Here is a 23,067-nt window from a genome sequence, read left to right on the forward strand (position 1 = left end):
GTTTAGTATTCCCACAGGTAGGGACATGGCACCGCCGTGTCTGTTTGCCAGTAGCCAACATGATTCAATCCACGATTTTAAGCGTCGGGGACGATCGCACGTCGAGTTTTCCGTTTAGACGGTGAGTCCACGATCGCAGTCGGTTCTTGCCGATCAAGAACAGGCAGCTTCAAAATCACTCCAGCAAAAAACCAGTAATAAACGGCAACCGGATCGACATCTAAAGGGTAGTAGTAAGTGTTGTAGCTGATCACGAGCACAAACGTCCAAAAGGCTGCCCCATAACCTCGCAGGCTTTTGTCACGCACTGATCGATAAGCTTTGAACGTCACCACCGTCAACGTCGTCACCAGTGCCAAAAATAAAAACGCGCCGATCGGGCCGATCTCAAACAGTAGTTTGGGATAGTAAGTCTCAATCAGGGCCGTCTGCCCCAACCCACGAGCAGAGTTTGTTGCACGTCCTAGCCCTCTGCCTAAAAAGCTTGACTTGCCATCATCCGAAAAGTCAGCGAATTGACCCGCAATAAAGTCAGTCGGCGGCGCAGCGTTCCAGCGTTCGACGGCACTAGTCCAGCGCTGTTCGACGATCGCTGGGTTTGTCACCATCACCCCGCCGATAATCAGACCCAACGCCAACCCGATCGGCACAAATCGCTTTAAGTTGACGACCTGACCCGTGGTAATCAGCAAAATCACAATCACGATCGGCACCAGCAGCAGCGCAATTCTTTGACCTGAAATCACTGCCAGTACCAACGTTGCCGCCATTGAGCCTAACCCAACTCCACGCCATAAAAAAGACGGGTCCATAAAGGCAACTGAAAAGCTAAAAAAGGCACTAGAGATCAGAAACCATCCCCACTGCCAGGGCGCGACAAAGGTGCCAGGTAGACGAATCACGCCCTGTTCTTCGTTATAGAGCAGTGATCCACCGACAAAGCATCTCGCTTCTAAGGAGGCTTTAAACAAGGCAGACCCTTCGCCTACAGTGCCTTGACACCTGCCAGTTTTGAGCAGCATATACTGAATAAACGTCAGACCGCAGCAGATCAAAATAATCACGGCGGTGATTCGCATCAGCCGATATAAATCTGCTTTTTTTCGTAACAGATAATAAGCGCAAGGAATTAGAGGCACGTATCCCAGCAGAACTTTGATGCCCAAGATCCCCATAAAAAGTGGTTTCTCAGACCCATTGCCCGCAAATTGCTGAGAGCCATTCACAAACAGCAGCACCAAAATGCAGTAAGCCAAAAAGATTCCTAATGCAGGCTTTAAAGCTTTGGGCATTAAAAACGGCTGCTTATGAAGCTTGCAATACTGAATCACTGCGATCAGAGCAGGAATATAAAACCCGTCTTTGGCAAGCTGAAATAGAGGATTGTTACCGCCGATCGCGTAGGTGACTGTGCCACTAAATGGCATATAGATCAAAAAAGCGTAGAGGGCTTGCCAGGGATATTTGAATGAAAACATCAGAATAAAGATGGCAACTCCGCCCCCAACTCCGCCTTTAATGCCGCCCACGATCGCCATCAGTAGCCCCGCCAAGATCGCCAAGATCGCCGCCATTGACAAAAAGCTGATCAATTCTTTGCGAGTCTGAGCCGCTTTGCGTTTAGCCGCTAATTTCTCTTTAAGACTTAGAACGGGTGCAGATTCAGATGGCAATGGTTTTGAGGTGCGCTTGGGCATGAAAACAAAATTAGAGGACAGAGATTCAGTCTGAAGAAGTTATGGCGTGTGTGGCAAAACCTTCTACGCGATCTCACTGGTTGGTTAGTTGCACAAAATTCGCACCCCAATCCTAGCTTAGAGAGTTGTTGATGTCTTGCCCGCAAAACCTCGTAGGTTTGATCGTTCTTTTATAAATTAGTCACTCTTAGATACGAGTATTTACGGTGATCTCTGGCGATTAGTTACTGGCACCCTTCCATCAGCAGGGGTGACGTAGAGCAGAATCTCTCTTAAAGTAGTTCTGTTAAACGTAGCGGTGCATTTAATCTTTTGTTAATGCTTTATCCAGACGCGATCGCTAAAACTCCAGTGCGATCGCGAGTCAGCGGGTCTAAGAATCCGGTCAATGTGTGCGTCTGATTCCCAAACCTTAAAATTTGATTTGCTCTCTGCCTCGATCGCCCTATGAGAAATGACTTATCTCGCGCGCTTTTGTCTGTGCCATCAGGAGCGCTAGAGGTGCCTTCTGTGCCCGATCCATCGCTGATGACTCGATCGGTCTACTTTTCGCTGGTCGTGCCCACCTATAACGAGGGCAAAAACATTCGGCAGATCGTTGAAATTCTCAGCCGCTTGTTAGATCAAGCATTGCCAAATGACTACGAATTGATTGTGGTCGATGATGATAGCCCCGATCGCACTTGGGAAATTGCCCAGCAGCTAATGTCGGATTATCCCCAATTGCGGGTAATGCGTCGCCAAACCGAGCGAGGTTTGTCAACTGCTGTGATTCGCGGATGGCAAGCGGCAACCGGACAAGTGTTGGGCGTGATCGACGGCGATTTGCAGCATCCGCCAGAAGTGTTGATTCAACTTTTGCAGACGATCGATCTAGGTGCAGATCTTGCAGTTGGCAGTCGTCACATTGAAGGAGGCGGCACCAGCGATTGGGGATTTGTGCGGCGAATGCTTTCGCGAGGTGCCCAACTTCTAGGATTGATCATTTTGCCTCATGTGATTGGGCGCGTCTCTGACCCCATGAGCGGCTATTTTATGGTGCGCCGTGCCGCGATCGCCGAGTGTCTAATGCAACCTTTCGGCTACAAAATTCTGATCGAAGTCTTGGGGCGGGGCAACGTTCGTGAAGTGGCGGAAGTCGGCTATGTGTTTCAAGAGCGACAAGAAGGCGAAAGTAAAGTCACTTGGCGGCAGTATGTGGAGTATTTGCTGCACCTGGCAAAGCTGCGATCGCGTGGACGCATCAGCCGACTCAAAGAAAAGTTTCCGATCGCCCGCTTTCTCAGATTTGGCTTAGTTGGGTTCAGCGGCGTGTTTGTAGATATGGCAGTGTTTTATCTGCTGCGAGCGCAGTTAGGGTTGCCGATCGCTCGCAGTACGATTTTGTCTGCTGAAGTGGCAGTGATCAATAATTTTTTCTGGAACGATTTATGGACGTTTATAGATGTTTCTAGAAGGCAACCCGGAATACGTCCCCGCCTCAAGCGATTTCTAAAGTTCAACATCATTTGCCTTGCAGGTATTATTTTGCAAGCGTTGCTGGTGAGTTTACTGCACGATGCTTTTGGTGTTAACGAGTTTGCGTCGAAGCTGGTTGCGATCGCGATCGTCACCTTCTGGAATTTTTGGATTAACTTAAAACTCAGTTGGCGCGTCACTGATTTGAAATAGAGTTCGCGTCCATCTCGCTAATCTCAAGAGTTTTATTTGGCGTTGCTAAATCTTAGTAGGGGTAGCGCCCCCGTGCCTACCCCTGACGGAGGGCAATCACGGGGGGATTGCCCCTACCAAATCATCCCTATTCAGCAACGCCTAAAAATTTATAGGTTTTCGTCTTGATCGATTTCGATTCGTTTAGCGGGGGGTAGCTCAGTGGTCGATCGCGTGTCCGTGTCTTTGTCCGCTTCTTTAAGTGAATCGGTGGCTTGCTTGAGTAAGTCTCTCAACAAACCCCGCACCTGCCGCTCTTTCTTAGCTAAAGCACTGCCTGCTTCGCCAAGCTTGCTTTCTAGTTCATTGACTTTTTGATCTGCTTGCTCTTTGGCAACTTCCGCTTTGGGGCGAGCTTGCTGATACCAAGTTTTGGCATCTTCTAGGTGGTCTTGAGCACGATCGTAATAAGACTCACTGCGAGCCGCCAAATTTGCTCTCAAGATAGCAGCCTGTGTTTGAAGTTGGGCATAGCGTTTTTTAAGCAAAGCCACCTCCTCACTGTTGCGAATGTTCTCGATCGCTTGGTCGATTTGCTCTCTGACTTCGGCTGACATCCCTTGACTCGCCTCTTTCAGCCCCTCTAAACCTTCTTCAACATCTTGATCGAGTTGGTCTTCTTCTTCGTCTAGTTGAGCCTGAAGCCGCTTGACCTCTGCCTCAGTTTCTGCAATCTTGGTTTGCTGCGCTCGACTAATGCCATCAATCACCCCCTCAACCGAGGCAGTCACTTCCTCTTTGAAGTGTTCGCTGCTCTCTTGAACCCCTGAGATTGCAGAGGTGAAGGCATCTTTGACGAGCGATCGCAGCTCACTAGAACCCGTTTTTAGCTCTGATGCAACTTGAGAAACCGCAGCTTGAACAATTTCACGAATTCGCTCAGTCCGAAGTTGTCCGACTTCTTTGGCTTGCTTTAAATCTGTTGAAATTTTTTCTTTAACAGGATTAGACATGGTTAACTCCGATAAAAATTACAAGTATGTCAACTCAGGCGCTTGCTAACCGGGTCTCTATTCATATTCTTCTTTAGTCTTAGTTTGATAGAAATCGTTGAGATCCACCTCTCTCTTTGGGTCAAAAAAGAGGCAAATAAAAAACGGCCCCCAACACCATCGTTTGAGAACCGTTTAACAAAGTAAGAACCGTGAATTAAGATGCAGATTTACGTAGGGGACTGGCACTGCCGTGCCCACTGACATTGCCAGTAACCAACATGATTCAATTCACAATTCTAAGTGGCGTTGAAATCAGCAGAATGCGCTATGAGAAAACAGGCTTGTCTCAATCACAAACTGTTTTGAATTAGAACTGAATACCGACTCCAGCTTGCACACTTAGTGAACCTGCACCACTTCCTTTAAAGGCGTTGATGCCATACTTTGCATCACTATAAACAACGACCCCTTTCGCAACTTGAGATTCTACACCAGCAGTCAGCACGGCTGAATCTTTGTTGCCGATTTGAGAAGTTCGATTGTTGTTTTGCACAAAGGAATATCCGGGCCCAGCATAAAGGTTTGTTTTGCTGTTCAACGGCAGGTCATAGGTCAAACTGGGAATCACTGCACTATTGTCGCCTGTGAATAAGACAGACCCTCGGACAGAAACGGGTACATTACCAGGGGCTGCAAAACGACCTTGAATGTTACCACCAAATACGGCTTCATCGTTACCACGACCACCATTAGTCACGCCTTGCGAAACCCCTGCGCCCACATAGCTTCCGGTGAAGCGAACGGGTTGTGCAGAAGCGGAGCCTGCACCCAAGAAAACAGGAGCCAGAACAAGAGCAGAAAGAGCAGAAAGAGTTGAGATGGTTTTAAGAGAGAGTTTCATTTTCGTTTCTCTGAGTACTTGAGCTTTTGTGTTTCTCTTACTTTTAAGGTCGTAAGAAGAGAGTGATTTGTTCCTGAGAATTCTAGTGACTTCTACGAGTTAAAGGCTCATTAAATCATTCTTGAAGCTCTGTCGTTGTGAGTAGAAACTTTGAATTCTCTTGTGAGGAACTTAGAGTTGTTAGGATCGTTTGGTGAACTAACTTCTCTATACTTCAGTTGTAATATGCAGATTCTTATTAATAGATGTGTGATGGTCTGTTTGCGAAGTGTCACACAAAATATATTGAAAACTGATAATCTTTAGCTGACTATAAAACGTGCATTTCCTAACAGTAGAAATTGCAGAATATAGAATCGTTAAATTACACTTTGTAGCACTGTTGATCGCCACAAAACCGATAAGGCTTAAAAAGAAGTCTGAAACGTGCTTTTTCTAGCGTTACAAAATAGATGTTCTGCGGGATAGAGCAAAGCAAGAGATCTATATCTCTATAAGATGATTTTGCAATGGGTTTTGTTTCCCATTGGTCAAACGATTAGGAATTTATGCGGCACACTTATTCAATAGTCTGACTCGATCGCGTCAGTGCAATAGCGATCGCGCCCTGCTGCCTTTGCCTGATAAAGTGCTTGGTCTGCTGCCATAATCAGCATCTCAGGGCTGCTAGCCTGACTGGGTATCGTCGTAGCAACGCCCAAGCTAATCGTCACAGCTTGAGCCACTTTAGAACTGGCGTGAGCAATCTCTAACCCCTTAACGCCGACTCGAATATCATCGGCAACCTGAATTGCACCTGACTGCTCAGTGTGGGGTAAAATCACCGCAAATTCTTCGCCACCATAGCGGGCAGAGAGGTCGATCGCCCGTTTTGCTGCCATCTGCATGACTTGAGCGACCTTTCGCAAGCAGTCATCGCCCGCTTGATGCCCATAGGTGTCGTTATAGAGCTTAAAGCAGTCAATATCGCCTAAAATCAGCGATAAAGGCAGCCGCTCTCGCATCATGCGCTGCCATTCATGTTCTAGATATTCATCAAATCGGCGGCGGTTTGCGATCTGAGTTAAGCCATCCACAGTGGCAAGGCGTTGCAGCTTAGAGTTGGCTTCTTCAAGCTGCCGATAGAGCCTAACCTGCTGAATCAGTCGGCGAACTCGCTGCCGCAGCACCGCCCAATGAATCGGCTTTGTGATGTAATCGACGGCACCCGCTGTGAAGGCTTGATCAACCGAGTCTTGATCTTCAAGCCCTGTAATCATCAGCACCGGAGTCTGGGTGGCACCTTGCAGTTGTTGAATGCGGGCGCAGCAAGCGAAGCCATCCATAATTGGCATGATCGCATCGAGCAACACGACATCAGGACGCAAGCGAGAAAAAATTGCCAAACAACTCTCACCATCGATCGCCTCTACAACCTGATAGCCTTCTTGCTCCATTGCTTGCCGCAGCACCATGCGAGTGATCTTGTCATCATCTGCAATCAAGATCAGAGGAGGCGTTATCTCTGACATTGCTGGAGTTCCATTTGCAGCGATGCTTTGACACGATCATATTCCACTTCCAGTTGGCGCACTTTTGAGGCAATGCTTTCTAGACTTCCTATTTGAGTCATCTTCTCTAACTCCCAGCACAACTCAGACAGGTGAGTTGCGCCTAACATAGCACTAGTGAACTTAAGCGTGTGCGCGGTCTGCTGAAGCGCAAAAAGATCTCTGACTTGAACAGAGGTTTGAATCGCTTGAACAAGTTTGACGGTATCAGTTAAATAGCTGCGAATGACCTCTACTAGGAGCGTGCCATGAGCACCTGACCGATCGTGAATGTCTCGTAGCGTCTGGGCACTCGTTGCCGTTTTGATAGAAATAGAGGCAGCGACCTGAGCCGTGCTTGAGGTCGGACTAGACAGACCAGGCTCTTGACTGCTCAACGGCTGGCATTTGCTGAGAACCCGCATCAGTGTCTCGATCCGAATCGGCTTGCTGAGATAGTCATTCATTCCAGCATTGAGACAAGCTTGGCGATCGCCCTCCATCGCGTTTGCCGTCATCGCAATCACTTGGGGACGTTTGCCTACTTGCCATTCTTGACAAATCCGCTCTGTGGCAGTTAAGCCATCCATTTCTGGCATCTGCACATCCATCAGCACGACATCATAAGTCTGACGGTGGAGTGCCTCTAGCACTTCTAACCCGTTTCCAGCAATGTCAGCTCGATAGCCCAAGCGTTGAAGTAAGTGCATCGCCACTTTTTGGTTAACGATGTTATCTTCTGCCAGCAAAATTCTTAGGGGATGAAGGTCAGCGCTAGTAGAAGATTGAGTGGTGCTGGCGGCAGATCCTAAGCCGTGAGTTACATCCTGGGTAATCACGTTGAGTTCTTGAATGCTGGGACGGGTGACGATCGTGAAGCAAAATGTCGATCCCTGAAGGTTATCCTGTTCTACGCCTAGCCCATTTAGCTTGCGATAGTAAGGGGGGCAATCTCCCCCAATCTGACCGCGACTTTCAACCCACATGTGCCCCCCCATTAATTCGCTGAGGCGTTTGCTGATTGCCAGACCTAGCCCTGTGCCGCCATATTGCCTGCTCGTAGAAGAATCGACTTGGCTGAAAGATTTAAAGAGCCGCTCCATGCGATCGGGCGGGATGCCAATCCCCGTATCTTTTACGGCAAACTGTAGCTCATAGGTCGGGGTTTGAGGTTTGGATTTTGGCGTTTGGGTTTTAGAATCGATCGCTGGGTCGGTTATGTGGCGCGCATTCACCCAAACGACGATCTGCCCTGCGTCAGTAAACTTGATGGCGTTGCTAAGTAGATTGACTAACACCTGTCGAAGCCGGGTTACGTCACCTAAAATCACCGTCGGAACTTGGGGAGACACCTGATAAGACAGATGCAAGTCTTTTTCGGATGCTTTGGCAACCAGGAGGTCGATCGACTCGCCAATGCAGGCTTGCAGATCAAAAGGCTGTTGCTCTAGCTCTAATTTGCCAGACTCGATTTTTGAGAAGTCTAGAATTTCGTTGATAATCGTCAGCAACGTATCGCCACTGCTGCGAATGGTTTCGATAAAGTCGCGCTGCTGATGGGTCAACTTCATATCGAGCAGCAATCCGGTTAAACCAATCACCGCATTCATTGGGGTGCGAATTTCGTGGCTCATGGTTGCCAAAAACTCGCTCTTGGCACGGTTGGCAGATTCTGCAACTCGTTTGGCTTTTTCGAGGGCAAAGTTTTGTTGGGTCAGTTTTTCTCGCTGGAGGGTTTCTTGTTTGAGTAATCGGGCTTGAGCGAGGGCGATGCCTACCTGGTCTGCGACCGCTTCTAGAAGTTCAATTTCGTCTGCGCTCCACTGCCGAAATCGGTCACATTGATGCAAGCCAATCACCCCATTGGGTTCACCTTGATAAGAGGTGCGAACGGTCAGCATCGACTTGAGACGAAGTTGCTGACAGAGATCAGCAACGGGAATTAGGAGCGGATCAATATGGACATTGGGGGAAGCGATCGCGCGATCGGTAGCCAACAGCGCTTCAGTGTAAGGATTGCCACTAATCGGAATTTCGACCTCAGACACCGACTCGCAGCAGTTGAGTTCTAGATATTCAGCAACGCGTGGAATCTGGGGGAAAGACGACCCTAGTTGAGATAGCTCAAACCCTGACAGCAAAGCATCTTCAGGCGTAATGACATAAGCGTGAATCAGACAGCGATTGACCCGAAATGCCCGCCCAACCTGAGTAGCGGTTGTCTGCACAATTTGCTGACCGTCCAAGCTTTGACGAATTTCTTGAGTGATCTGCTTGAGCAGCAGAGTGCGCTGAAATTGTCGTTGTAGAGCATCTTCAGTGCGTTTGCGCTCGGTGGTGTCGGTCTGCACCCCGATGTAATGAGTCAAGTGCCCCTCAGAGTCTCGGACGGGTGAAATCGATAGCTCGTTCCAGAATAGTCTGCCATCTTTGCGATAGTTTCGCAGGTTAACAATGCAATCTGATCCAGCTTTGATGGAATTGCGGAGATGCTCTAAAGCAGGCTGGTTGGCTTCGGGCCCTTCGAGAAAGCGACCGTTTTTGCCCAATACTTCGCCTGCTCTATAGCCCGTCATCCGCTCAAATCCTGGATTGACGTAGATCATCGGATTGTCAGGCTGTCGCGCATCGGTAATAATGATGCCATTGCTGCTGGCACTGATCGCTCGCTCAAGCAGCCTTAACCGAATCTCAGCTTGTTTAGCTTCGGTGATATCTCGACAGACGCAGATAAATCCGTCTTCGGTTAGCGTCAGAGAAACTTCCTCAAAAAACGTGCTGCCGTCAGGTTTTTTGGCGATCGCTTCGCCGCGCCACTGTCCGTTTTGCTTTAGAAAGGGAATAACATCGCGTTCTAATCGAGAAATTTCGTCACTATAGTAAAGTTCGTGCCAAAATCTGCCTATTAACTCTTGGCTGTTGCGATAGCCAAAAATTCGCACCAAGGCATCGTTGACGTAGAGAAACGCCCCTTGGCTGTCGAAGATGGCGATGCCATCCATGGCCGCTTCAACTGCCACAGACTGACGATGCAGTTCTGCCTGTTCCTGCTTCGGGTCGCAGGGCGAGTAGGTGAGACGAGTCGCAAACGGAAGTCGCCGTTGTCTCAAGCGACGAGCGATCGCAAATAGGGCGATGAGGTTGCAAAGTGCGGCGATCGCGTTCGCACTCAGAAAAGCCCACTCAACATTTACTGCAAGCATTCAACGTTGATCTCACTGATAGCTGACCAGGAACTCAAAGACACTACCCCATTTTTCCATATAGTCGGCGGCGATCGAGGCTGAAAGTGACTTAGAACTCGACTCTCCTATCCTAATTTCAAAAATAATTGCCACAGATGGAACGATCGCGTAGAAACACGACATGTCATGTCTCTACGCGTATGGGCATGGACGGCACTGCTCTCTTGTGAAGCTGTCACATTCACAAATCAAATTACAACTTCTGCATGGCTGGTCAGGATTCAGTCTGCGATCGTTAATCTTTGGTTTCGATCACTAAATGGGGAAGTCCTTCAAGTTTTTCGCTCGGCGCTGCTTCTTCGAGAATCGGCACGAAGATCGTAAGCCCGGCAGGAATGCACTGAATATTGATCGGGGTGGTGCCAATCATTTCGCCATCGACCACTACTTTTTGAGGCGGCTCGGTCGTGATCTTAAACTGCTTTGCCCGCAGATAGCCAATATCGTCTCGATCAGTGGGGTTTCCCGACAAAGCAGACTGAAATAAATGATAAGTCGCAGCGATCGCGCCTGCTTTGTTGGCTGGGGCCACGATCGTCAGATCCAACAATCCGTCGTCAATGACTAACCCGGCCGGGCCTTGAGCTAAAACAGAGGTTGGAGGAGCCGCGTTTGCTACAGTCAGAGCGCAGGCCTCAACCGAAATGATTCTGTCCTCGGTTTCGATGTGGGACTCAAAGCGCTTCATATTCCGCAGCGCTTGAAAGCCTGCCATGACGTAAGCTAACATCCCAAATCGATTTTTTGCCTCGCGGTCTGCCAGTTCGACCGCTTCTGCTTCAAACCCGATCCCAGCTAACAGCACCATCGGCTGATTGTTGCAGGAAGCGACATCAACAGTTTTGATTTGCCCTTGCAAGATAGTTTCACAGGCACCCTCGATCGTGGTCGGAATGCCTAGCGCATTGGCAAAGGCATTAGCAGTGCCTCTAGCGATAATACCTAGAGGAATGTTGGTGCCAATCAGGGCATTCGCGGCTGCCGACAGGGTGCCATCTCCGCCAGAGGCAATCACCGCATCGACTCCATGCTCAACTGCTTGCCGCGCCAACTCGTCTGCCCCGACTTCTAGAGTGGTCTGAACAATCTCTAAATCAATGTCAGCTAGCAGCGATCGAATTTGCTCTAGATCGAGATCGGGGTCGCTCTGACCCGCGATCGGGTTGAAAATCAGACGGGCTGAACGAAGCATAGAGTTTTGCTAACCTGTAACAAGTGCTATATGTTTTCTTGATAACATTGGTTTCGGGTCAAAAGCTCCTACTCACGAGGGATTTCGGCATCTTTCTGCATGTATCTTGATCAGTAAATGTCAGAATAAGGCTTGATTATTAGGATGCCAATATGCCCGATTCTTTAATGTATCAAGAAGACCATTTTGTGGTGTTAGAAACTGATCAACCCGAACAGTTTTTGACAGCAGCAGAAATGTTAGAAAAGCTGCGATCGATTTTGTCACAGCATCAAGATAATTTACCTAGAGATTTACAGTCGCTGTCGTCGGTTGATGAGCAAGCAAAACAGTTGTTAGATACTGCCTGTGAGCTAGACGTTGGAGCCGGAGAATATCTTCAGTGGTATGCAGTGCGCTTAGAGAAATGAGTTTTGAGGGATGGCTGCTTTCGACTCAACTCAAAACTCAACGTTCAGACCTTTTCTGGAGTCGGCTCAGGCGTTGCAATCAGGGCAACTTCGACGCGATCGGGTTCTGGGCTATCTAACTTAACTTTCACGTTTGGGCCGAAGAACGTCGTCATTTTTTCTTGCTTTGTCTTCCAGGTCTCAAACGGGACGAGAAGCGACTCAAAATTAAGGACTAAGGTATACGCACCATCGACCTCGGTTTCTCGCACCCCTCTCAAAATTGGGCGCTCATCATCAGTTGGGCTTAACCCCAAATGACCGAGAGAAATATCTAAATGGGCTTGCTGACCGTAGCGAAACCGAGTCACATCTTTAAGAATCTGGGTCTGTGTCGGAGTAGCTTGTGCTTGCCGAAGATCTAAAACTGCGGGTGGAGTTGGCTCCATTAAAGGCACGGGTTCTAGCTCGGATGCTTTGAGCGCTAGACCTCCTAACAGCAGAGGAATGCCGTAAAAAAAGCCAATTAGATTCAGCGTTGAGTAGTTTAAAAAGTAAGCAGCAAACCCAACAATTGTTAACACTCCGCCGACTACTAAGCCAACCAACGCTAAGGAAATTCGACGTAACATAGGGCTAACCTGCAATAATATCTACTCTTAATTATCACTGGTTCAGTGCCTTCTAAGGATGGTTACGATCGAGAAAACTCTCACCGCATTGCCCGATCGCGCTCAATCATGACTCCGCCGCCATATTTGTGAATGCATCGAGTATGACTATGATAAAGGCTAGATTGATTCTATTCACTTCTCATCTGGAGCATCGATCGTGTTGAATAACGAAGGTCATCGCGTTCCGCAGAAAGGGTCGGTGACTGATCAAATTGACTCTCTTAAAAAAGAAGATGAAACGCTCTACAACATTCTAGCGGTCGATGTTTGGGCACTGGCAAAGACGATGGAAGAGTTTCACCCCGGTTTTTGGGCAGTGTTTATGAAGAATCGAGAAAAAGCACTCAAACGCTTTATGAGTGAAGTGGTGAAAACAAAACCTGCTGACCTCTGCCGCCCCCCGTTTTTGCGATGAGTTTAGACAAATTACTAGCTGTGAATTCTAGGTTGTGGATGCAGCGTTGCCAATAAGTCACTTTCGACTTGGGCGAGTTCTTCGAGCCGTTGGGTTAAAGCCGATCGCTCAAAATAAGCGTCTGCTAGGGTCCAGTAAGCGCCATAGTGACGCGCTTCAGAGACCATTAAACTGCGATAAAAACGGGCGAGATCAGGTTCTGGGCAATGCGCTCCCAACAAGCCTAAGCGTTCGTGACTGCGCGCTTCGATTAGCCCCGATACGAGCAGAGCATCGAGGAGTCGATCGGGTTCGTCGCGACGAATCTGTTTAGCTAACCCTGCGCCATAAGGTGGAGCTGCGAGGGGAGCTAGAGGAATATTGCGCCGCTCTAAAATCTGATTAACTTGCTCAAAGTGCTGCAATTCTTCTTGAGCGATCGCGGTCAGCGTTCTCACTAGCTTGGCGTTAGAAGGGTAACGGAACATCAGATTGAGCGCCACTCCAGCCGCTTTGCGCTCGCAGTGAGAATGATCGAGCAAAATAATGTCTAGGTTGGCGAGGGCTTGCTCAACCCAAGCCGCAGAGGTGGGCTGTTGCAAAAACTTGATGGTTGGCAGCGTCGAAGAATTCACAGAAAACTCCATAACTAGGTCGGCATTTGCAATTTTAACGCGATTATTTCTATCAGAGACTTCGCCTTAATGGGGCATAAATCTGCGAGTTCTGTAGATGAAATTGCAAGAGATTTGATCATTATTCATCTAGAGAACTGCGAGCAAATGTAGGTTAGTCAACGCTTAACTAAACTGATATTTCTATTAAGCTTTTAAGACGGTAAATTAACCTTCCGGGAAGGCGCGATCGCGCCTTGAAAAATCAAATTACTGAATAGATTGACTCGCCAATTTTTCATACATGCATTCCAAATCTGTTAATAACTATTAAATCTTTTTAATGGATCTTGAACAATTAAAGAAGCAGGGCATGATCGACAGAGCGTTTCAGCAAGTTTTGATGCAGAGCCGAGTTAAGTCCGATCGCCGACGTAGAGCTTTTCACTTTTTTGCTTCATGTTTTGGCAGCATTTCCGCAGCAACAGGGTCTTTCCTCTTTCTATCTACGGTGCTGTTTCCGATCCAACCTCCGACCATTTCTCATCCATCTCTGCTTCTGGCTGATGCGATCAAACCCGACCAACTTAAACGCGAACCCGTTGATTTTTCTGTTCCTGCCCGACCGATCGCCGTCAACGAACGCCATATTGCCGGAACAGCGATCTATGTCACCACGATCGACCTCACCGATCCCAAAACCTTTGTCAGCGTAGAGTTAGCAAACCGTGCCACTCAGGCAAACAGCGCTCGTTCTACCCAAGGTGATGAAGCATTTTTAGCCATAGTTCGTCGCGCTCAAGCCGCGATCACTGCTAATGGCACTTTCTTCAGCACGGATGCCCAAAAGCGAGTCATGGGCAATCTGGTGTCGGGGGGCAAGTTTCTCAAATACAGCCCGTGGGAAAATTATGGAACCACTTTGGGACTGCGATCGAGCAATCGCCCCGAAATGACGACGGCGCGTATCGATGGCAAACCCCGATGGCAACAGCACTGGTTTTCGCTCACAGCCGGGCCGAGGCTGCTTAAACGCGGCGAGATTTGGCTCAACCCTAAACAGGAGGGGTTTACTGACCGGGCAGTGATGGGGGTGGCAGTCAGAGCCGCGATCGGGTTTCCCGAACACGGAAAACGGTTGCTGCTTGTGACCTTTCGCAATCCGGTTTCTTTGAAAAAAGAAGCAGCGATTATGAAATCTCTCGGATGCCATGAAGCCATGAATTTAGATGGCGGCACCTCGTTGGCTTTGGCTCAAGGGGGCAAAATTCTCAGGTCGGCGGGGCGACCACTCACCAACGTGATTGCAATTTATGACACCGATCATCCTGCTCCTAATGAGGTGCAAAGATCTTGGCTAGAGTTTCAGCAAAGTCAACGAGCCGCACTGCCGAAAGGTGAAGAATAGATAAGACATCTGAGCAGATGTTCATATATAATGATCCTACTGTTACTGAGTCCCTTTAATGGCACCTCACCATCATGACCACGGGCAACCCAGCTATAATCGCGCTTTTACGATCGCAATTGCGCTAAACCTCGGCTTCGTAATCACCGAAGCGATATTTGGGTTTCTGACGCACTCTCTGGCATTGCTTGCTGATGCAGGGCACAATTTGGGTGACGTGCTGGGGCTGTTGCTAGCATGGGGCGCAAGTTGGTTAGTTCTTTTTCGCCCAACTCGCCGCTACACCTATGGGCTGCGGCGTTCTTCGATTTTAGTCGCGCTACTCAATGCCATGATTTTGCTGTTTGCAATGGGCGCGATCGCGATCGAAGCCATCCAACGGGTTAAAAATCCAGTCGCTATCAACGGCGAAACAATCATTGGGGTTGCCCTCGTTGGAATTGTGATCAACGGCCTGACCGCCCTGCTGTTTATGTCGGGTCGCAAGCGAGACTTAAACCTGAGAGCAGCTTTTCTACATATGGCATCTGATGCCCTCGTGTCGCTGGGCGTAGTGCTGGCTGGGATTGCCATTCTCGCAACTGGGTGGCTCTGGTTTGACCCTGTGATTAGTTTAGTCATTGTCGTGGTCATTTTGGTTAGCACTTGGAACTTGCTGCGCGACTCTCTAAACCTGGCACTCGATGCAGTTCCACCAGGGGTTGAGCCTCTCGCCATTCGGACTTTCCTGGACGAAACTCCGGGTGTGGTTGCCATTCACGATTTGCACATTTGGGCAATGAGCACGACTGAGACGGCCCTGACTGCCCATCTAGTGATGCTCACTGGATGCCCAGACGATGCCTTTCTAGCCAGAATTTCTCAAGAGTTGCACGATCGCTTCGACATTGAACACACCACAATTCAGATAGAAACGGGTTATTCTATGCTGTCTTGCGCTCAAAAATCTTGCTGTGAGTGACCCTATAGGGGATCTTGGGTCGGAATTCCGATCGTGCGCGGAAAAGTTGGAGGCGTTGGGGCAACTTTGCGGAGATAAATGCAGTGGCGGGTGCTTTGGGTGAGCGGAGTCACAAACGCCTCGGTTGCTTCGATCTTGCCGCCTAACTGCTCGACCGCAAGTGCTAACCCTTGGGCTTCGTCAGTCGTCCACTGTCCTCGATAGAGAATGGCAACTCCACCCACTTTCAGCAATGGCAGCGTGTATTCTGCACAGACTGAAGCAGTGGCGACAGCTCGAATTAGTGCCAAGTCGTAATGTTCGCGATGGTGACGATCGTGCCCGATCTGCTCGACTCTATCGACTGCCGTTTTGATGTTTTCTAGCTTCAAAGCCTCGACTGCACGCTGGACGAAATTAATTTTTTTACGCGTCGAGTCTAGCAGGGTCACCGTCCAGTCGGGTCGCACGATCGCGATGGGCACACCCGGAATGCCAGCGCCAGTGCCAATGTCGATCGCCTGGAAAGGCGAAGGGTGATGTGAACTCAGTAGGCGGAGAATCCCGCGTAGAGAATCCCATAAGTGCTTTTCCCAAAACTCGGAGGGTTCTGTAATCCGAGTCAGATTGAGTTGTCGATTGCTCTCTAAAATTAGCTCATAAAAACTTTGGAGCTGAGCCAGTTGATTAGCATCTGGCTGCCAGTTGAGCGTCTCCTGCCACAAATCAGCCATTTCTGGCAGTTTGGCTAAGTCTCCTTCATCCTTCATCCTTCACCCTTCAAGAAATTAGCTGCGCTTCCCCTGGGGCTTTGAGCGTTTTGGGGTCTACTTGATTGAGTTCTCCGTGGTTTAGAGTCCAACATTGGTCTGCGATCGCGAGCAAATCCCCCGCATCGTGTGACACGACCAGCAAACTCCAGTGCGCCTTGAGTTTGGCTAATAAACTCACCAACTGTTGACGCATAGACCAGTCTAGCCCTGCGGTCGGCTCATCGAGCAGCAAAATGCTAGGTTGACGAATCAACTGCACGGCTAAGGCGAGACGGCGCTGCTGCCCACCACTCAGCGAATGGGGTGAGGTTTGCAGTGATAAGCGATCGAGACCCACTTCTGCGAGGGCTTCGTGAATTCGCTCTGACTTGATTTCAGGGTGCCCAAGCCGCAACTCCTCTAGAATCGTGCCGCCGCAAAAGTGGCGTTCTGGAAACTGAAAAACCAACCCGCTCAATTGCTGCAAATGCAGAAATGTCAGTTCTTGTTCTCGCCAAAACATAGTGCCACTGGTTGGCTCTGCCAGACCCGCCAAGATTTCTAATAGGGTGCTTTTTCCAGAACCACTCGGCCCAATGATTAGCCCTAGCTGCTGAGGGGCGAACTCTAAGTTGAGCGCGTTCAAAATCGGCTTAGGGCTGGCGGTTGGGTGATAAGACAGATCTCGAAGATGAAGCATTCAGAGGGTTATGAGCAGGGTGGACTGGGACGATCGTTCAGCGAAGGCAAACTCTTCCAAACTTAACAGAGAATAGTAGATACACACCTAATCTGCTGGGGCGATCGTATCTAAAACTTAACTTTAGCGATCGGGTCTGACGAGCTAACGTTCCGGCTTACCTGTGGCAGATGACCTTAATTTTAACCGACAAGTCTTGTTTGATCGGCTCCAACTGGGTTGTTCGACTGCGATCGCTGCACTACTCTGATACTTTCGCTTACACTAAGCTCAGATAAGATTGCAGGTTGATCCCATTGCTCTATGCCTGAAATCATCGAGATCCCCATTGAACTGACCCGATTCCAACTGCCCCAGGCGGTTCAAGCACGCTTGCAATTCCTGTTGGATCGCCAAGATGAAGGAAATACATTGTCTCAGGCAGAGCGACAGGAAGCAGAGGGGCTTGTTGAACTGGCAGAATTCCTATCTTTGTTGCGTTTGCGCTCAACACGAGTGATGAAGCAAGCCTAAATGACAACGATTCCAGCGTCTCTTCGTCGATCGGTGATTCAAAGAGCCGACGATCGCTGCGAATATTGCAGCATTTCCCAGGTGGGGCAAGTGGCTACGTTTCATATCGATCACATCATCCCTGTGAGCGCAGGGGGCGAAACCACGTCTGACAATTTGGCACTTGCCTGTGTATCCTGCTCACTCCGTAAGGGTGCGCGTCAGGAACTTAAGGATTTACAAACAGGCGAGACCGTTACCATTTTCAATCCACGCCAACAGATCTGGAGGGAACATTTTCGTTGGGATGGCGTAAACGTGGTTGGATTAACCGCTACGGGACGAGCAACAGTTGAAGCACTCGATTTAAATCGGGCAACAATGCTGGCAATCCGAGCAGAAGAGGAATTGCTGGGTCGTCATCCACCCCCGTGAAACCAGTGGGCACTGCTCAGTTTATAGGACTACTGCACACCTGATTTTCCTGGAGTTGGGTGCCTAGTTAGCCAAATCATTACGCCTCCTGTAATCGCTCCAGCCGTCATCCCACCTACAAATCCATACACAGCGAATCCATTCACATTCCCCCAATTTGGATTTGAATTTGTTGTTTCTATAGCCCAGCACGTAGCCCAGCCCACAGCACTGCCTAATATCCACCAACCAGCTTTAGAGAAGTGCTGTCGTAGGATTAGCCATTGGAAGATACCCAGCACCAGTCCACTTACAGCCCCAGACACCCAATTGGCAACCGTTATGATTCCACCAGATGGAACCGAACCCATAGCATATCCTAATGTGCTTGCTAGCAACCAGTGGGTCTTGGGGAGGTAACGTCGTAGGATAAAACCTTGGAGTATTCCAAAGATAGCCCCGCCCACAGCCGAACTTGCAAAAGAAGGAATTACTCCTATAGATTGACCACCATTCGTAACCTGAAAGAACATGACGTTGGTCACAGATTCCCCCACAGCCGTTGCCAATACCCATTTGAGCCAAAAGATCCAGGCTGCTTGTATCCGTTCAGTTCGGATTGAAGGTGTGGCAGGGCGTGATGATTCTGGTTGGGCAGGAACTTCTACTCGATGCTGCGGTTGTACCCTAGGAGGCGAAGCTTCTGATGAATGAGAAAGGGTTGGGCCTGTTGGCGTTCTAGCCGCACTTTGGAGTGGGTCAATTGTTTCCTCACGATACTGTGGTTGAACAGGTGGCGATGCAGCGTTTGACGGTTGAGGAGAGCTTATAGGTTGAGGTTGGACTACTTCTCTGAGTAAACTCAATCTTGCTTCAACTGGCTCTATATCCCTATTCTCCAATCCCAACACTTCCTGAAATCGCTTCAACTCTTGGCGCGTGTAGACACTCAAAGGATTCTCGCGTTTCAATGCCTTTGCCAATACTTCCTCATACTGCTGCAATTTCTGCTTGTACTCCTGGTAAGGCTTCAGCACTTGACCCTCAATTTCTTGGGCTTCTGCTGACGAAACCCCTAACTGTCTCTGCCGAATATTCAATGTATAGCGGGCAACATCAGAGATTTCACCTCGGCTGGCAGAACGTTCTACTTCTTTGCGATAGCTCAGTTTTGGATCACCGGTAGGAGCTTTCGCGAGACGAATCTTGAATCCTTCCTCTACGGCATAGATTTTGGGCTTCATCGCTGGTGCAGCGTCTTTAACTTTCCGACTCGCGTACTCGTGTAACTCATCGATCGAGATCACACCATTGTTATCTAAATCGGCTGCACCAGTCTCCAGTCCTTCTACCAGAAAGCGAGTATACACTGACAAATCTGATCCCTGCTGTTCAAAGGAATACTGAGTGGAGGTTGAAGAGGTTAGAACTGCACGCCCTTCACCCCCCAACTGAGTTTGGACATCGACTGAGCCATCATCTTTTGCCCTCATATCTTCGGCAAATGCCCCACTGAAGCAGCAGTCCAATAGAATAATCTGTCGCTTGGAACTACTGTATTTCATCACATCAAGCACAAAACTGGCAGGAACGGCAGTCGATTTAACTAGTTCGCCTTGAGTCGTTTTGCGGGTAATGGTCGTTGCAAAGTACAACCTACTACTATCATCCTTGACACCATGACCTGAGAAAAACAAAAGTACTAGGTCATCCTTATCGCGATCGGCAAATAGATTCTCGATTTCTCCCTGCATCACCAGTGGATCAGGGTTCGCTAACGTTTTGACTTGATCGAACTGACCCATCTCCGGATGCTGCAACACTCGCTGCATCGCTTCAACATCCTTGACTGCTGAAGGAAGTGGATTCAGCCCTAGCCCATACTCACCGACCCCAATCAATAATGCGATCTTAGCCACCTTAACCTCCTATGCTGATGCAGCTACGAAGTCTTGGGCTGCTTTAATAGCGACTTCTAGCTCCTCCCGACTCTGAGCTTTGACTTTAAGCTTTTTGCCATTCGCTTCCACTTCTAGTTCAATCGCTTTTCCTCCCAGGCGATCGCTCAAAAATTCAAAGACCCGTTTTGCATTCCCGGCATTCACCTGGGCTGTTAGCAGCCCTACTAAAATCGCACCTAATGCCTTATTGCCTTCGGGTGGGTTGGGATCAAGTACGCGTTTGACCGTTTCTACTTCATCCACGTCTTTGAGTTCTGCGATGAGCTGTTGAGCTTGCTCATCTCGTTCATCTGGAGTTAAATCTGGATCGTTAAAGTTAAAGGTTAATTTAATGTTAGGTTCGCTTTTCATATCAGTCCTTATCGAAGATTTTTTCGATAGAAGCCAATGCATGCATCAAGATTGCAACATGGAAAGTAATTTCTTAATCAGATACTTTATCTCATTTTGGCTGAATATACCACAATCTCATTTTGCCTCTTTGCAATATATTATTAACTTTGTCTCAATGTTGCCATTCCCCTTATGGGTACTTTTGAGCAGCACCTTGATGAATGATTTTTGTTAGTTGAGCATCGACTCCGCAGATAGCTTTCTAACTGTGCCCTAGTAGATAACTTAGCGGTCGAACTTTTTTAAAGAGAAATTTTTAGAGAGAAAGTTTCCACATGTCATCCCAAATCGGCTGGAGCGGCGGAATCTTTCCGTATATTCGCAGATTCTAGTATGGCTGTTAGCGCATAGGTTCCCTGCACCGGAGGTGTTCGCTCTAGCATTGCCCGTGATTTGACTGCTGCACTCAATTTTCGATGTGATAGCCCAATCTACCGAGATCGAAACGATCTGCCATGATGATGAAGAGAGATATCAGTGAGGTTGATTGGTCTTGATGTGCAAGAACTTTTCTGTCTCCATTCTGACAAATTTGAAGTTTTTACTCGATCGTCCTCAATCAATCCGTTCTCAGTTGGAACTTGACATTAGAAACTGCGTCAGGCATCTTAGATTTTCTCGATCGCTACTGATTATCAGGTAGCGAAGTCTCAAGCATAGTTTTAGAGAACGACCTTTATGGCTGATTGGTTTTCTGCTTCTCAACCCCCTTCTGCGCTTCTAAATTCGCAACGTGTTTGGCGAATTGTGGGCACTGCGACGATCGCCGTCAGTTTGTGGGCAAGTCCTTCGCTGGCAAAAGACCCGTTTCGCACCACTAGCCCTCGCCCGATCGGTGACAAAACCGAGGCTGCTTTTCGATCGGTCTTTGAGCAGGGCAATTATAAAAATGCCGCCTCTTATCTGAGTCAGGCAGAAGCTGGCGAACCCTTAGCATTTGCACTGAAGGCATCGCTGGCTTATAGCAATTGGCAGGGTGAATCTGATCAGTCCAAAAAGCAAGCCGAGTTGGATAGCTTTAAAGGCTATGCGACCCAGACCCGTGAAAGTGCCGAGCAGTTGCTTAAGACTGACCCCTTGCGCGGAAATCTCTATATTGCAGTCGGCAACTTTTTAGAAGGGGTTTATGTGGTGGGCACCGAAGGCGTAATTCGGGGAACTCCGCAAGCGTTGGGTAAACTTCAGCAAGCGTTTAAATATCTAGACGAAGCTGAGAAGATCGATTCTAAAGACCCGGAGCTTAATCTTCTCAAGGGCTACATTGATTTGCTGTTGGCAGTCAATGTCAGCTTGCCGCTATCCAGCCCAACTCAGGCGATCGAGCGGCTAGAAAAATATGCGTCGCCTCGTTATCTGGCTTACCGAGGGTTAGCGCTGGGCTACCGTGATTTAAACCAGCCTGAAAAAGCCTTGCAAGCGATCAATCAAGCGATCGCGGCGGCTCCCAGAAACCCTGAATTGTCTTACTTAAAAGCTCAAATTCTGGTGCGTCAAGGCAATAATCAAGAGGGGATTACCTTGTTTGAGAAAGCGCTTTCTCAAAAAGATCAGCTTCCGAGCGGCATTGTCACCCAAATTCAAAAAGAGTTAGCGAGAACTCAACGACGGATGCAGAACATGGGACGTTGACGAGGGAGTCTGTTGGCAATAGGCGCTAGGCTAGAAGAGTCGGGGCTGGGTTTTGGCAATCTTGCGAACCTTGCCCCGCGATCGCTCATTGCCTTCTAACTATGAAAATACAGTTTCGCGAATTTGACCCGTTTAACGTCTGGATCTGGGTAGAGTTCAGCAACAATCCATCAGAAATGGAAAAACAGTATGTCGAGGAAGCCTTTAGCTCCTGGTTTTATCTGGGAAAACTCGGTGCCTTCAATGCCGAAAACCTTCAGGTGCAAGACGTAGGTTTAGAGATTAGCTACATGGACTACGACGAAGATCAGGCTGACAACAGCATGGTCGCGCTGATGCACAATATGGGAGAGTTTGAGTTTGAGTCAAACTGGGGACGCTGCTGGTTTGACTTGGGCACCAGTGACGCGATCGCGCTCGACATTCTCATCAATACCCTGCGCGAATTGGGCAGGGATTTTCTAACGATCGAGCAACTGATCATCGGCGGTGAAAACGAAGATTGGCGGGTTCCGGGTAGCAATCAGCCTGATTTTATCGGCGACAATGAGCGAAATTAATTCAGGCGGTTCCTCTATTTCGATCAAGAGGATGCAACGGGCACGAAAGCGATTCATAATAACCGGAAGAACGGTTTGTCGATCGCAGAGGGTGATGTGTATGCAGTTTCGAGCCTTGGTTGTCGTTGTCCTCTCTGTCACAATATGGGTTTTGGCGGGGCTAAATGCACCCGATGCGTTGGCGCTGACTCAAATCAAATTGTTTGACTTGTCTTATCACGAGTGCCCGTCTGAGATGGGGGAAGGATCGGTGATGAGTGGCACGGGTCGTGCTGCAAACTGCTTTTTGGTCACGGGCAAAGCCAAGAATGCGACCAACAAAATGGTTGTGAATGCTGATGTTTTTGGACGAATCTACGACGCAAATAACGATTCGGTAATGCAAAATCGGACGCGATTGGGTGCGATCGCAGAAGTGCCTCCCGGCATCAGCGATTTTGAGTTGAGAATCACCGTTTCTGCCAATCAACCCACGCCGCTCAAGCTAGAGCAATTCAAGGCGGCGGGATTTACGGGCAAGGTTCGTCGTTAAAGGCAT

23 protein-coding genes are annotated in these 23,067 nt (G+C 48.7%); 10 read left to right on the top strand and 13 right to left on the bottom strand.

Annotated features, from left to right (window positions below; translation table 11 throughout):
* Nucleotides 1–77: 77 nt before the first annotated feature.
* Nucleotides 78–1,697: a hormogonium polysaccharide biosynthesis protein HpsL gene (gene hpsL, locus C7B65_RS13920; RefSeq protein WP_106254015.1), complete on the bottom strand. Its 1,620-nt coding sequence runs from the start codon at nucleotides 1,695–1,697 to the stop codon at nucleotides 78–80.
* Nucleotides 1,698–2,144: 447 nt separating this feature from the next.
* On the opposite strand from hpsL, the gene C7B65_RS13925 reads away from it, so the two are divergent.
* Nucleotides 2,145–3,368 (top strand): glycosyltransferase, encoded by a 1,224-nt coding sequence (locus C7B65_RS13925; protein WP_106254016.1) that lies wholly within the window; start codon nucleotides 2,145–2,147, stop codon nucleotides 3,366–3,368.
* Between the two features lie 149 nt (nucleotides 3,369–3,517).
* Here C7B65_RS13925 and C7B65_RS13930 read toward each other — a convergent pair whose 3' ends face one another.
* The 6 genes from C7B65_RS13930 to C7B65_RS13960 all read right to left on the bottom strand — a co-directional run bounded on the left by C7B65_RS13930 (nucleotide 3,518) and on the right by C7B65_RS13960 (nucleotide 11,209).
* Complete coding sequence (locus C7B65_RS13930) at nucleotides 3,518–4,360, bottom strand: histidine kinase (RefSeq protein ID WP_106254017.1); 843 nt, start codon at nucleotides 4,358–4,360, stop codon at nucleotides 3,518–3,520.
* 349 nt (nucleotides 4,361–4,709) lie between these two features.
* Entirely contained in the window at nucleotides 4,710–5,243 is a 534-nt protein-coding gene (locus C7B65_RS13935) for an outer membrane beta-barrel protein (RefSeq protein WP_106254018.1), read from the bottom strand.
* A 563-nt stretch (nucleotides 5,244–5,806) separates the two neighbouring features.
* Nucleotides 5,807–6,754 carry a response regulator gene (locus tag C7B65_RS13940; RefSeq protein ID WP_106254019.1) on the bottom strand — a complete coding sequence of 316 codons (948 nt, stop codon included), beginning with the start codon at nucleotides 6,752–6,754 and terminating at the stop codon, nucleotides 5,807–5,809.
* Nucleotides 6,742–9,975 (bottom strand): PAS domain-containing hybrid sensor histidine kinase/response regulator, encoded by a 3,234-nt coding sequence (locus C7B65_RS27410; RefSeq protein WP_146135830.1) that lies wholly within the window; start codon nucleotides 9,973–9,975, stop codon nucleotides 6,742–6,744. Before C7B65_RS27410 ends, C7B65_RS13940 begins: the two co-directional genes overlap by 13 nt.
* A 12-nt stretch (nucleotides 9,976–9,987) precedes the next feature.
* Nucleotides 9,988–10,140, bottom strand: a complete 153-nt coding sequence (locus C7B65_RS27825) for a hypothetical protein (RefSeq protein ID WP_181314395.1) — start codon at nucleotides 10,138–10,140, stop codon at nucleotides 9,988–9,990.
* Nucleotides 10,141–10,252: 112 nt separating this feature from the next.
* Nucleotides 10,253–11,209 (bottom strand): YegS/Rv2252/BmrU family lipid kinase, encoded by a 957-nt coding sequence (locus tag C7B65_RS13960; RefSeq protein ID WP_106254020.1) that lies wholly within the window; start codon nucleotides 11,207–11,209, stop codon nucleotides 10,253–10,255.
* Between the two features lie 152 nt (nucleotides 11,210–11,361).
* On the opposite strand from C7B65_RS13960, the gene C7B65_RS13965 reads away from it, so the two are divergent.
* Nucleotides 11,362–11,619 (top strand): CRR7 family NDH-1 assembly protein, encoded by a 258-nt coding sequence (locus tag C7B65_RS13965; RefSeq protein WP_106254021.1) that lies wholly within the window; start codon nucleotides 11,362–11,364, stop codon nucleotides 11,617–11,619.
* A 44-nt stretch (nucleotides 11,620–11,663) separates the two neighbouring features.
* On the opposite strand, the gene C7B65_RS13970 is transcribed toward C7B65_RS13965, so the two are convergent.
* The gene (locus tag C7B65_RS13970; protein WP_106254022.1) at nucleotides 11,664–12,230 is read right to left on the bottom strand and encodes a DUF2854 domain-containing protein; all 567 of its coding nucleotides are present in this window, start codon (nucleotides 12,228–12,230) and stop codon (nucleotides 11,664–11,666) included.
* Nucleotides 12,231–12,429: 199 nt separating this feature from the next.
* On the opposite strand from C7B65_RS13970, the gene C7B65_RS13975 reads away from it, so the two are divergent.
* Nucleotides 12,430–12,687: a hypothetical protein gene (locus C7B65_RS13975; protein WP_106254023.1), complete on the top strand. Its 258-nt coding sequence runs from the start codon at nucleotides 12,430–12,432 to the stop codon at nucleotides 12,685–12,687.
* A 14-nt stretch (nucleotides 12,688–12,701) separates the two neighbouring features.
* Here the strand turns inward: C7B65_RS13975 and C7B65_RS13980 are convergent, their stop codons facing one another.
* Nucleotides 12,702–13,301, bottom strand: coding sequence for a MiaE family protein (locus tag C7B65_RS13980; RefSeq protein ID WP_106254039.1), 600 nt, complete (start codon nucleotides 13,299–13,301; stop codon nucleotides 12,702–12,704).
* Nucleotides 13,302–13,623: 322 nt separating this feature from the next.
* Between C7B65_RS13980 and C7B65_RS13985 the strand changes: the two genes are divergently transcribed.
* On the top strand, nucleotides 13,624–14,688 hold the full coding sequence (locus C7B65_RS13985) for a phosphodiester glycosidase family protein (protein ID WP_244913205.1): 1,065 nt from the start codon (nucleotides 13,624–13,626) through the stop codon (nucleotides 14,686–14,688).
* A gap of 58 nt (nucleotides 14,689–14,746) precedes the next feature.
* On the top strand, nucleotides 14,747–15,649 hold the full coding sequence (locus C7B65_RS13990) for a cation diffusion facilitator family transporter (RefSeq protein ID WP_106254024.1): 903 nt from the start codon (nucleotides 14,747–14,749) through the stop codon (nucleotides 15,647–15,649).
* Between the two features lie 2 nt (nucleotides 15,650–15,651).
* Here the strand turns inward: C7B65_RS13990 and rsmG are convergent, their stop codons facing one another.
* Nucleotides 15,652–16,398 carry a 16S rRNA (guanine(527)-N(7))-methyltransferase RsmG gene (gene rsmG / locus C7B65_RS13995; protein WP_106254025.1) on the bottom strand — a complete coding sequence of 249 codons (747 nt, stop codon included), beginning with the start codon at nucleotides 16,396–16,398 and terminating at the stop codon, nucleotides 15,652–15,654.
* A 10-nt stretch (nucleotides 16,399–16,408) separates the two neighbouring features.
* On the bottom strand, nucleotides 16,409–17,080 hold the full coding sequence (locus tag C7B65_RS14000; RefSeq protein ID WP_106254026.1) for an ABC transporter ATP-binding protein: 672 nt from the start codon (nucleotides 17,078–17,080) through the stop codon (nucleotides 16,409–16,411).
* A 303-nt stretch (nucleotides 17,081–17,383) separates the two neighbouring features.
* Between C7B65_RS14000 and C7B65_RS14005 the strand changes: the two genes are divergently transcribed.
* Together C7B65_RS14005 and C7B65_RS14010 are read left to right on the top strand one after the other, a co-directional pair.
* A complete protein-coding gene (locus C7B65_RS14005; RefSeq protein WP_106254027.1) occupies nucleotides 17,384–17,593 on the top strand; it encodes a hypothetical protein in 210 nt (69 codons plus the stop codon).
* Nucleotides 17,594–18,007 carry an HNH endonuclease gene (locus C7B65_RS14010; RefSeq protein WP_106254028.1) on the top strand — a complete coding sequence of 138 codons (414 nt, stop codon included), beginning with the start codon at nucleotides 17,594–17,596 and terminating at the stop codon, nucleotides 18,005–18,007.
* Nucleotides 18,008–18,036: 29 nt separating this feature from the next.
* Here the strand turns inward: C7B65_RS14010 and C7B65_RS14015 are convergent, their stop codons facing one another.
* Nucleotides 18,037–19,905, bottom strand: a complete 1,869-nt coding sequence (locus tag C7B65_RS14015; RefSeq protein ID WP_106254029.1) for a caspase, EACC1-associated type — start codon at nucleotides 19,903–19,905, stop codon at nucleotides 18,037–18,039.
* Between the two features lie 9 nt (nucleotides 19,906–19,914).
* Complete coding sequence (locus C7B65_RS14020) at nucleotides 19,915–20,298, bottom strand: hypothetical protein (RefSeq protein ID WP_106254030.1); 384 nt, start codon at nucleotides 20,296–20,298, stop codon at nucleotides 19,915–19,917.
* A gap of 720 nt (nucleotides 20,299–21,018) precedes the next feature.
* Between C7B65_RS14020 and C7B65_RS14025 the strand changes: the two genes are divergently transcribed.
* The 3 genes from C7B65_RS14025 to C7B65_RS14035 all read left to right on the top strand — a co-directional run bounded on the left by C7B65_RS14025 (nucleotide 21,019) and on the right by C7B65_RS14035 (nucleotide 23,061).
* Nucleotides 21,019–21,969, top strand: a complete 951-nt coding sequence (locus C7B65_RS14025) for a Sll0314/Alr1548 family TPR repeat-containing protein (RefSeq protein ID WP_106254031.1) — start codon at nucleotides 21,019–21,021, stop codon at nucleotides 21,967–21,969.
* A gap of 101 nt (nucleotides 21,970–22,070) precedes the next feature.
* Nucleotides 22,071–22,529, top strand: coding sequence for a DUF3531 family protein (locus tag C7B65_RS14030; protein ID WP_106254032.1), 459 nt, complete (start codon nucleotides 22,071–22,073; stop codon nucleotides 22,527–22,529).
* A gap of 100 nt (nucleotides 22,530–22,629) precedes the next feature.
* Nucleotides 22,630–23,061: a hypothetical protein gene (locus C7B65_RS14035; protein WP_106254033.1), complete on the top strand. Its 432-nt coding sequence runs from the start codon at nucleotides 22,630–22,632 to the stop codon at nucleotides 23,059–23,061.
* Nucleotides 23,062–23,067 lie beyond the last annotated feature (6 nt).

The sequence above is a fragment of the Phormidesmis priestleyi ULC007 genome, assembly GCF_003003695.1.
Taxonomy (GTDB): Bacteria; Cyanobacteriota; Cyanobacteriia; order Leptolyngbyales; family Leptolyngbyaceae; genus Phormidesmis_A; species Phormidesmis_A priestleyi_A.

What these genes read in the sequence shown, in the direction of transcription:
- rsmG (WP_106254025.1), bottom strand. Translation starts at nt 16,398, where the DNA reads ATGAAGGATGAAGGAGACTTAGCCAAACTGCCAGAAATGGCTGATTTG.
- C7B65_RS14035 (WP_106254033.1), top strand. Translation starts at nt 22,630, where the DNA reads ATGCAGTTTCGAGCCTTGGTTGTCGTTGTCCTCTCTGTCACAATATGG.
- C7B65_RS13965 (WP_106254021.1), top strand. Translation starts at nt 11,362, where the DNA reads ATGCCCGATTCTTTAATGTATCAAGAAGACCATTTTGTGGTGTTAGAA.
- C7B65_RS13930 (WP_106254017.1), bottom strand. Translation starts at nt 4,360, where the DNA reads ATGTCTAATCCTGTTAAAGAAAAAATTTCAACAGATTTAAAGCAAGCC.
- C7B65_RS14000 (WP_106254026.1), bottom strand. Translation starts at nt 17,080, where the DNA reads ATGCTTCATCTTCGAGATCTGTCTTATCACCCAACCGCCAGCCCTAAG.
- C7B65_RS13925 (WP_106254016.1), top strand. Translation starts at nt 2,145, where the DNA reads ATGAGAAATGACTTATCTCGCGCGCTTTTGTCTGTGCCATCAGGAGCG.
- C7B65_RS27825 (WP_181314395.1), bottom strand. Translation starts at nt 10,140, where the DNA reads ATGTCGTGTTTCTACGCGATCGTTCCATCTGTGGCAATTATTTTTGAA.
- C7B65_RS14005 (WP_106254027.1), top strand. Translation starts at nt 17,384, where the DNA reads ATGCCTGAAATCATCGAGATCCCCATTGAACTGACCCGATTCCAACTG.
- C7B65_RS13985 (WP_244913205.1), top strand. Translation starts at nt 13,624, where the DNA reads ATGGATCTTGAACAATTAAAGAAGCAGGGCATGATCGACAGAGCGTTT.
- C7B65_RS14010 (WP_106254028.1), top strand. Translation starts at nt 17,594, where the DNA reads ATGACAACGATTCCAGCGTCTCTTCGTCGATCGGTGATTCAAAGAGCC.
- C7B65_RS13935 (WP_106254018.1), bottom strand. Translation starts at nt 5,243, where the DNA reads ATGAAACTCTCTCTTAAAACCATCTCAACTCTTTCTGCTCTTTCTGCT.
- C7B65_RS13990 (WP_106254024.1), top strand. Translation starts at nt 14,747, where the DNA reads ATGGCACCTCACCATCATGACCACGGGCAACCCAGCTATAATCGCGCT.
- C7B65_RS13940 (WP_106254019.1), bottom strand. Translation starts at nt 6,754, where the DNA reads ATGTCAGAGATAACGCCTCCTCTGATCTTGATTGCAGATGATGACAAG.
- C7B65_RS14020 (WP_106254030.1), bottom strand. Translation starts at nt 20,298, where the DNA reads ATGAAAAGCGAACCTAACATTAAATTAACCTTTAACTTTAACGATCCA.
- hpsL (WP_106254015.1), bottom strand. Translation starts at nt 1,697, where the DNA reads ATGCCCAAGCGCACCTCAAAACCATTGCCATCTGAATCTGCACCCGTT.
- C7B65_RS13960 (WP_106254020.1), bottom strand. Translation starts at nt 11,209, where the DNA reads ATGCTTCGTTCAGCCCGTCTGATTTTCAACCCGATCGCGGGTCAGAGC.
- C7B65_RS14030 (WP_106254032.1), top strand. Translation starts at nt 22,071, where the DNA reads ATGAAAATACAGTTTCGCGAATTTGACCCGTTTAACGTCTGGATCTGG.
- C7B65_RS14025 (WP_106254031.1), top strand. Translation starts at nt 21,019, where the DNA reads ATGGCTGATTGGTTTTCTGCTTCTCAACCCCCTTCTGCGCTTCTAAAT.
- C7B65_RS13970 (WP_106254022.1), bottom strand. Translation starts at nt 12,230, where the DNA reads ATGTTACGTCGAATTTCCTTAGCGTTGGTTGGCTTAGTAGTCGGCGGA.
- C7B65_RS27410 (WP_146135830.1), bottom strand. Translation starts at nt 9,975, where the DNA reads ATGCTTGCAGTAAATGTTGAGTGGGCTTTTCTGAGTGCGAACGCGATC.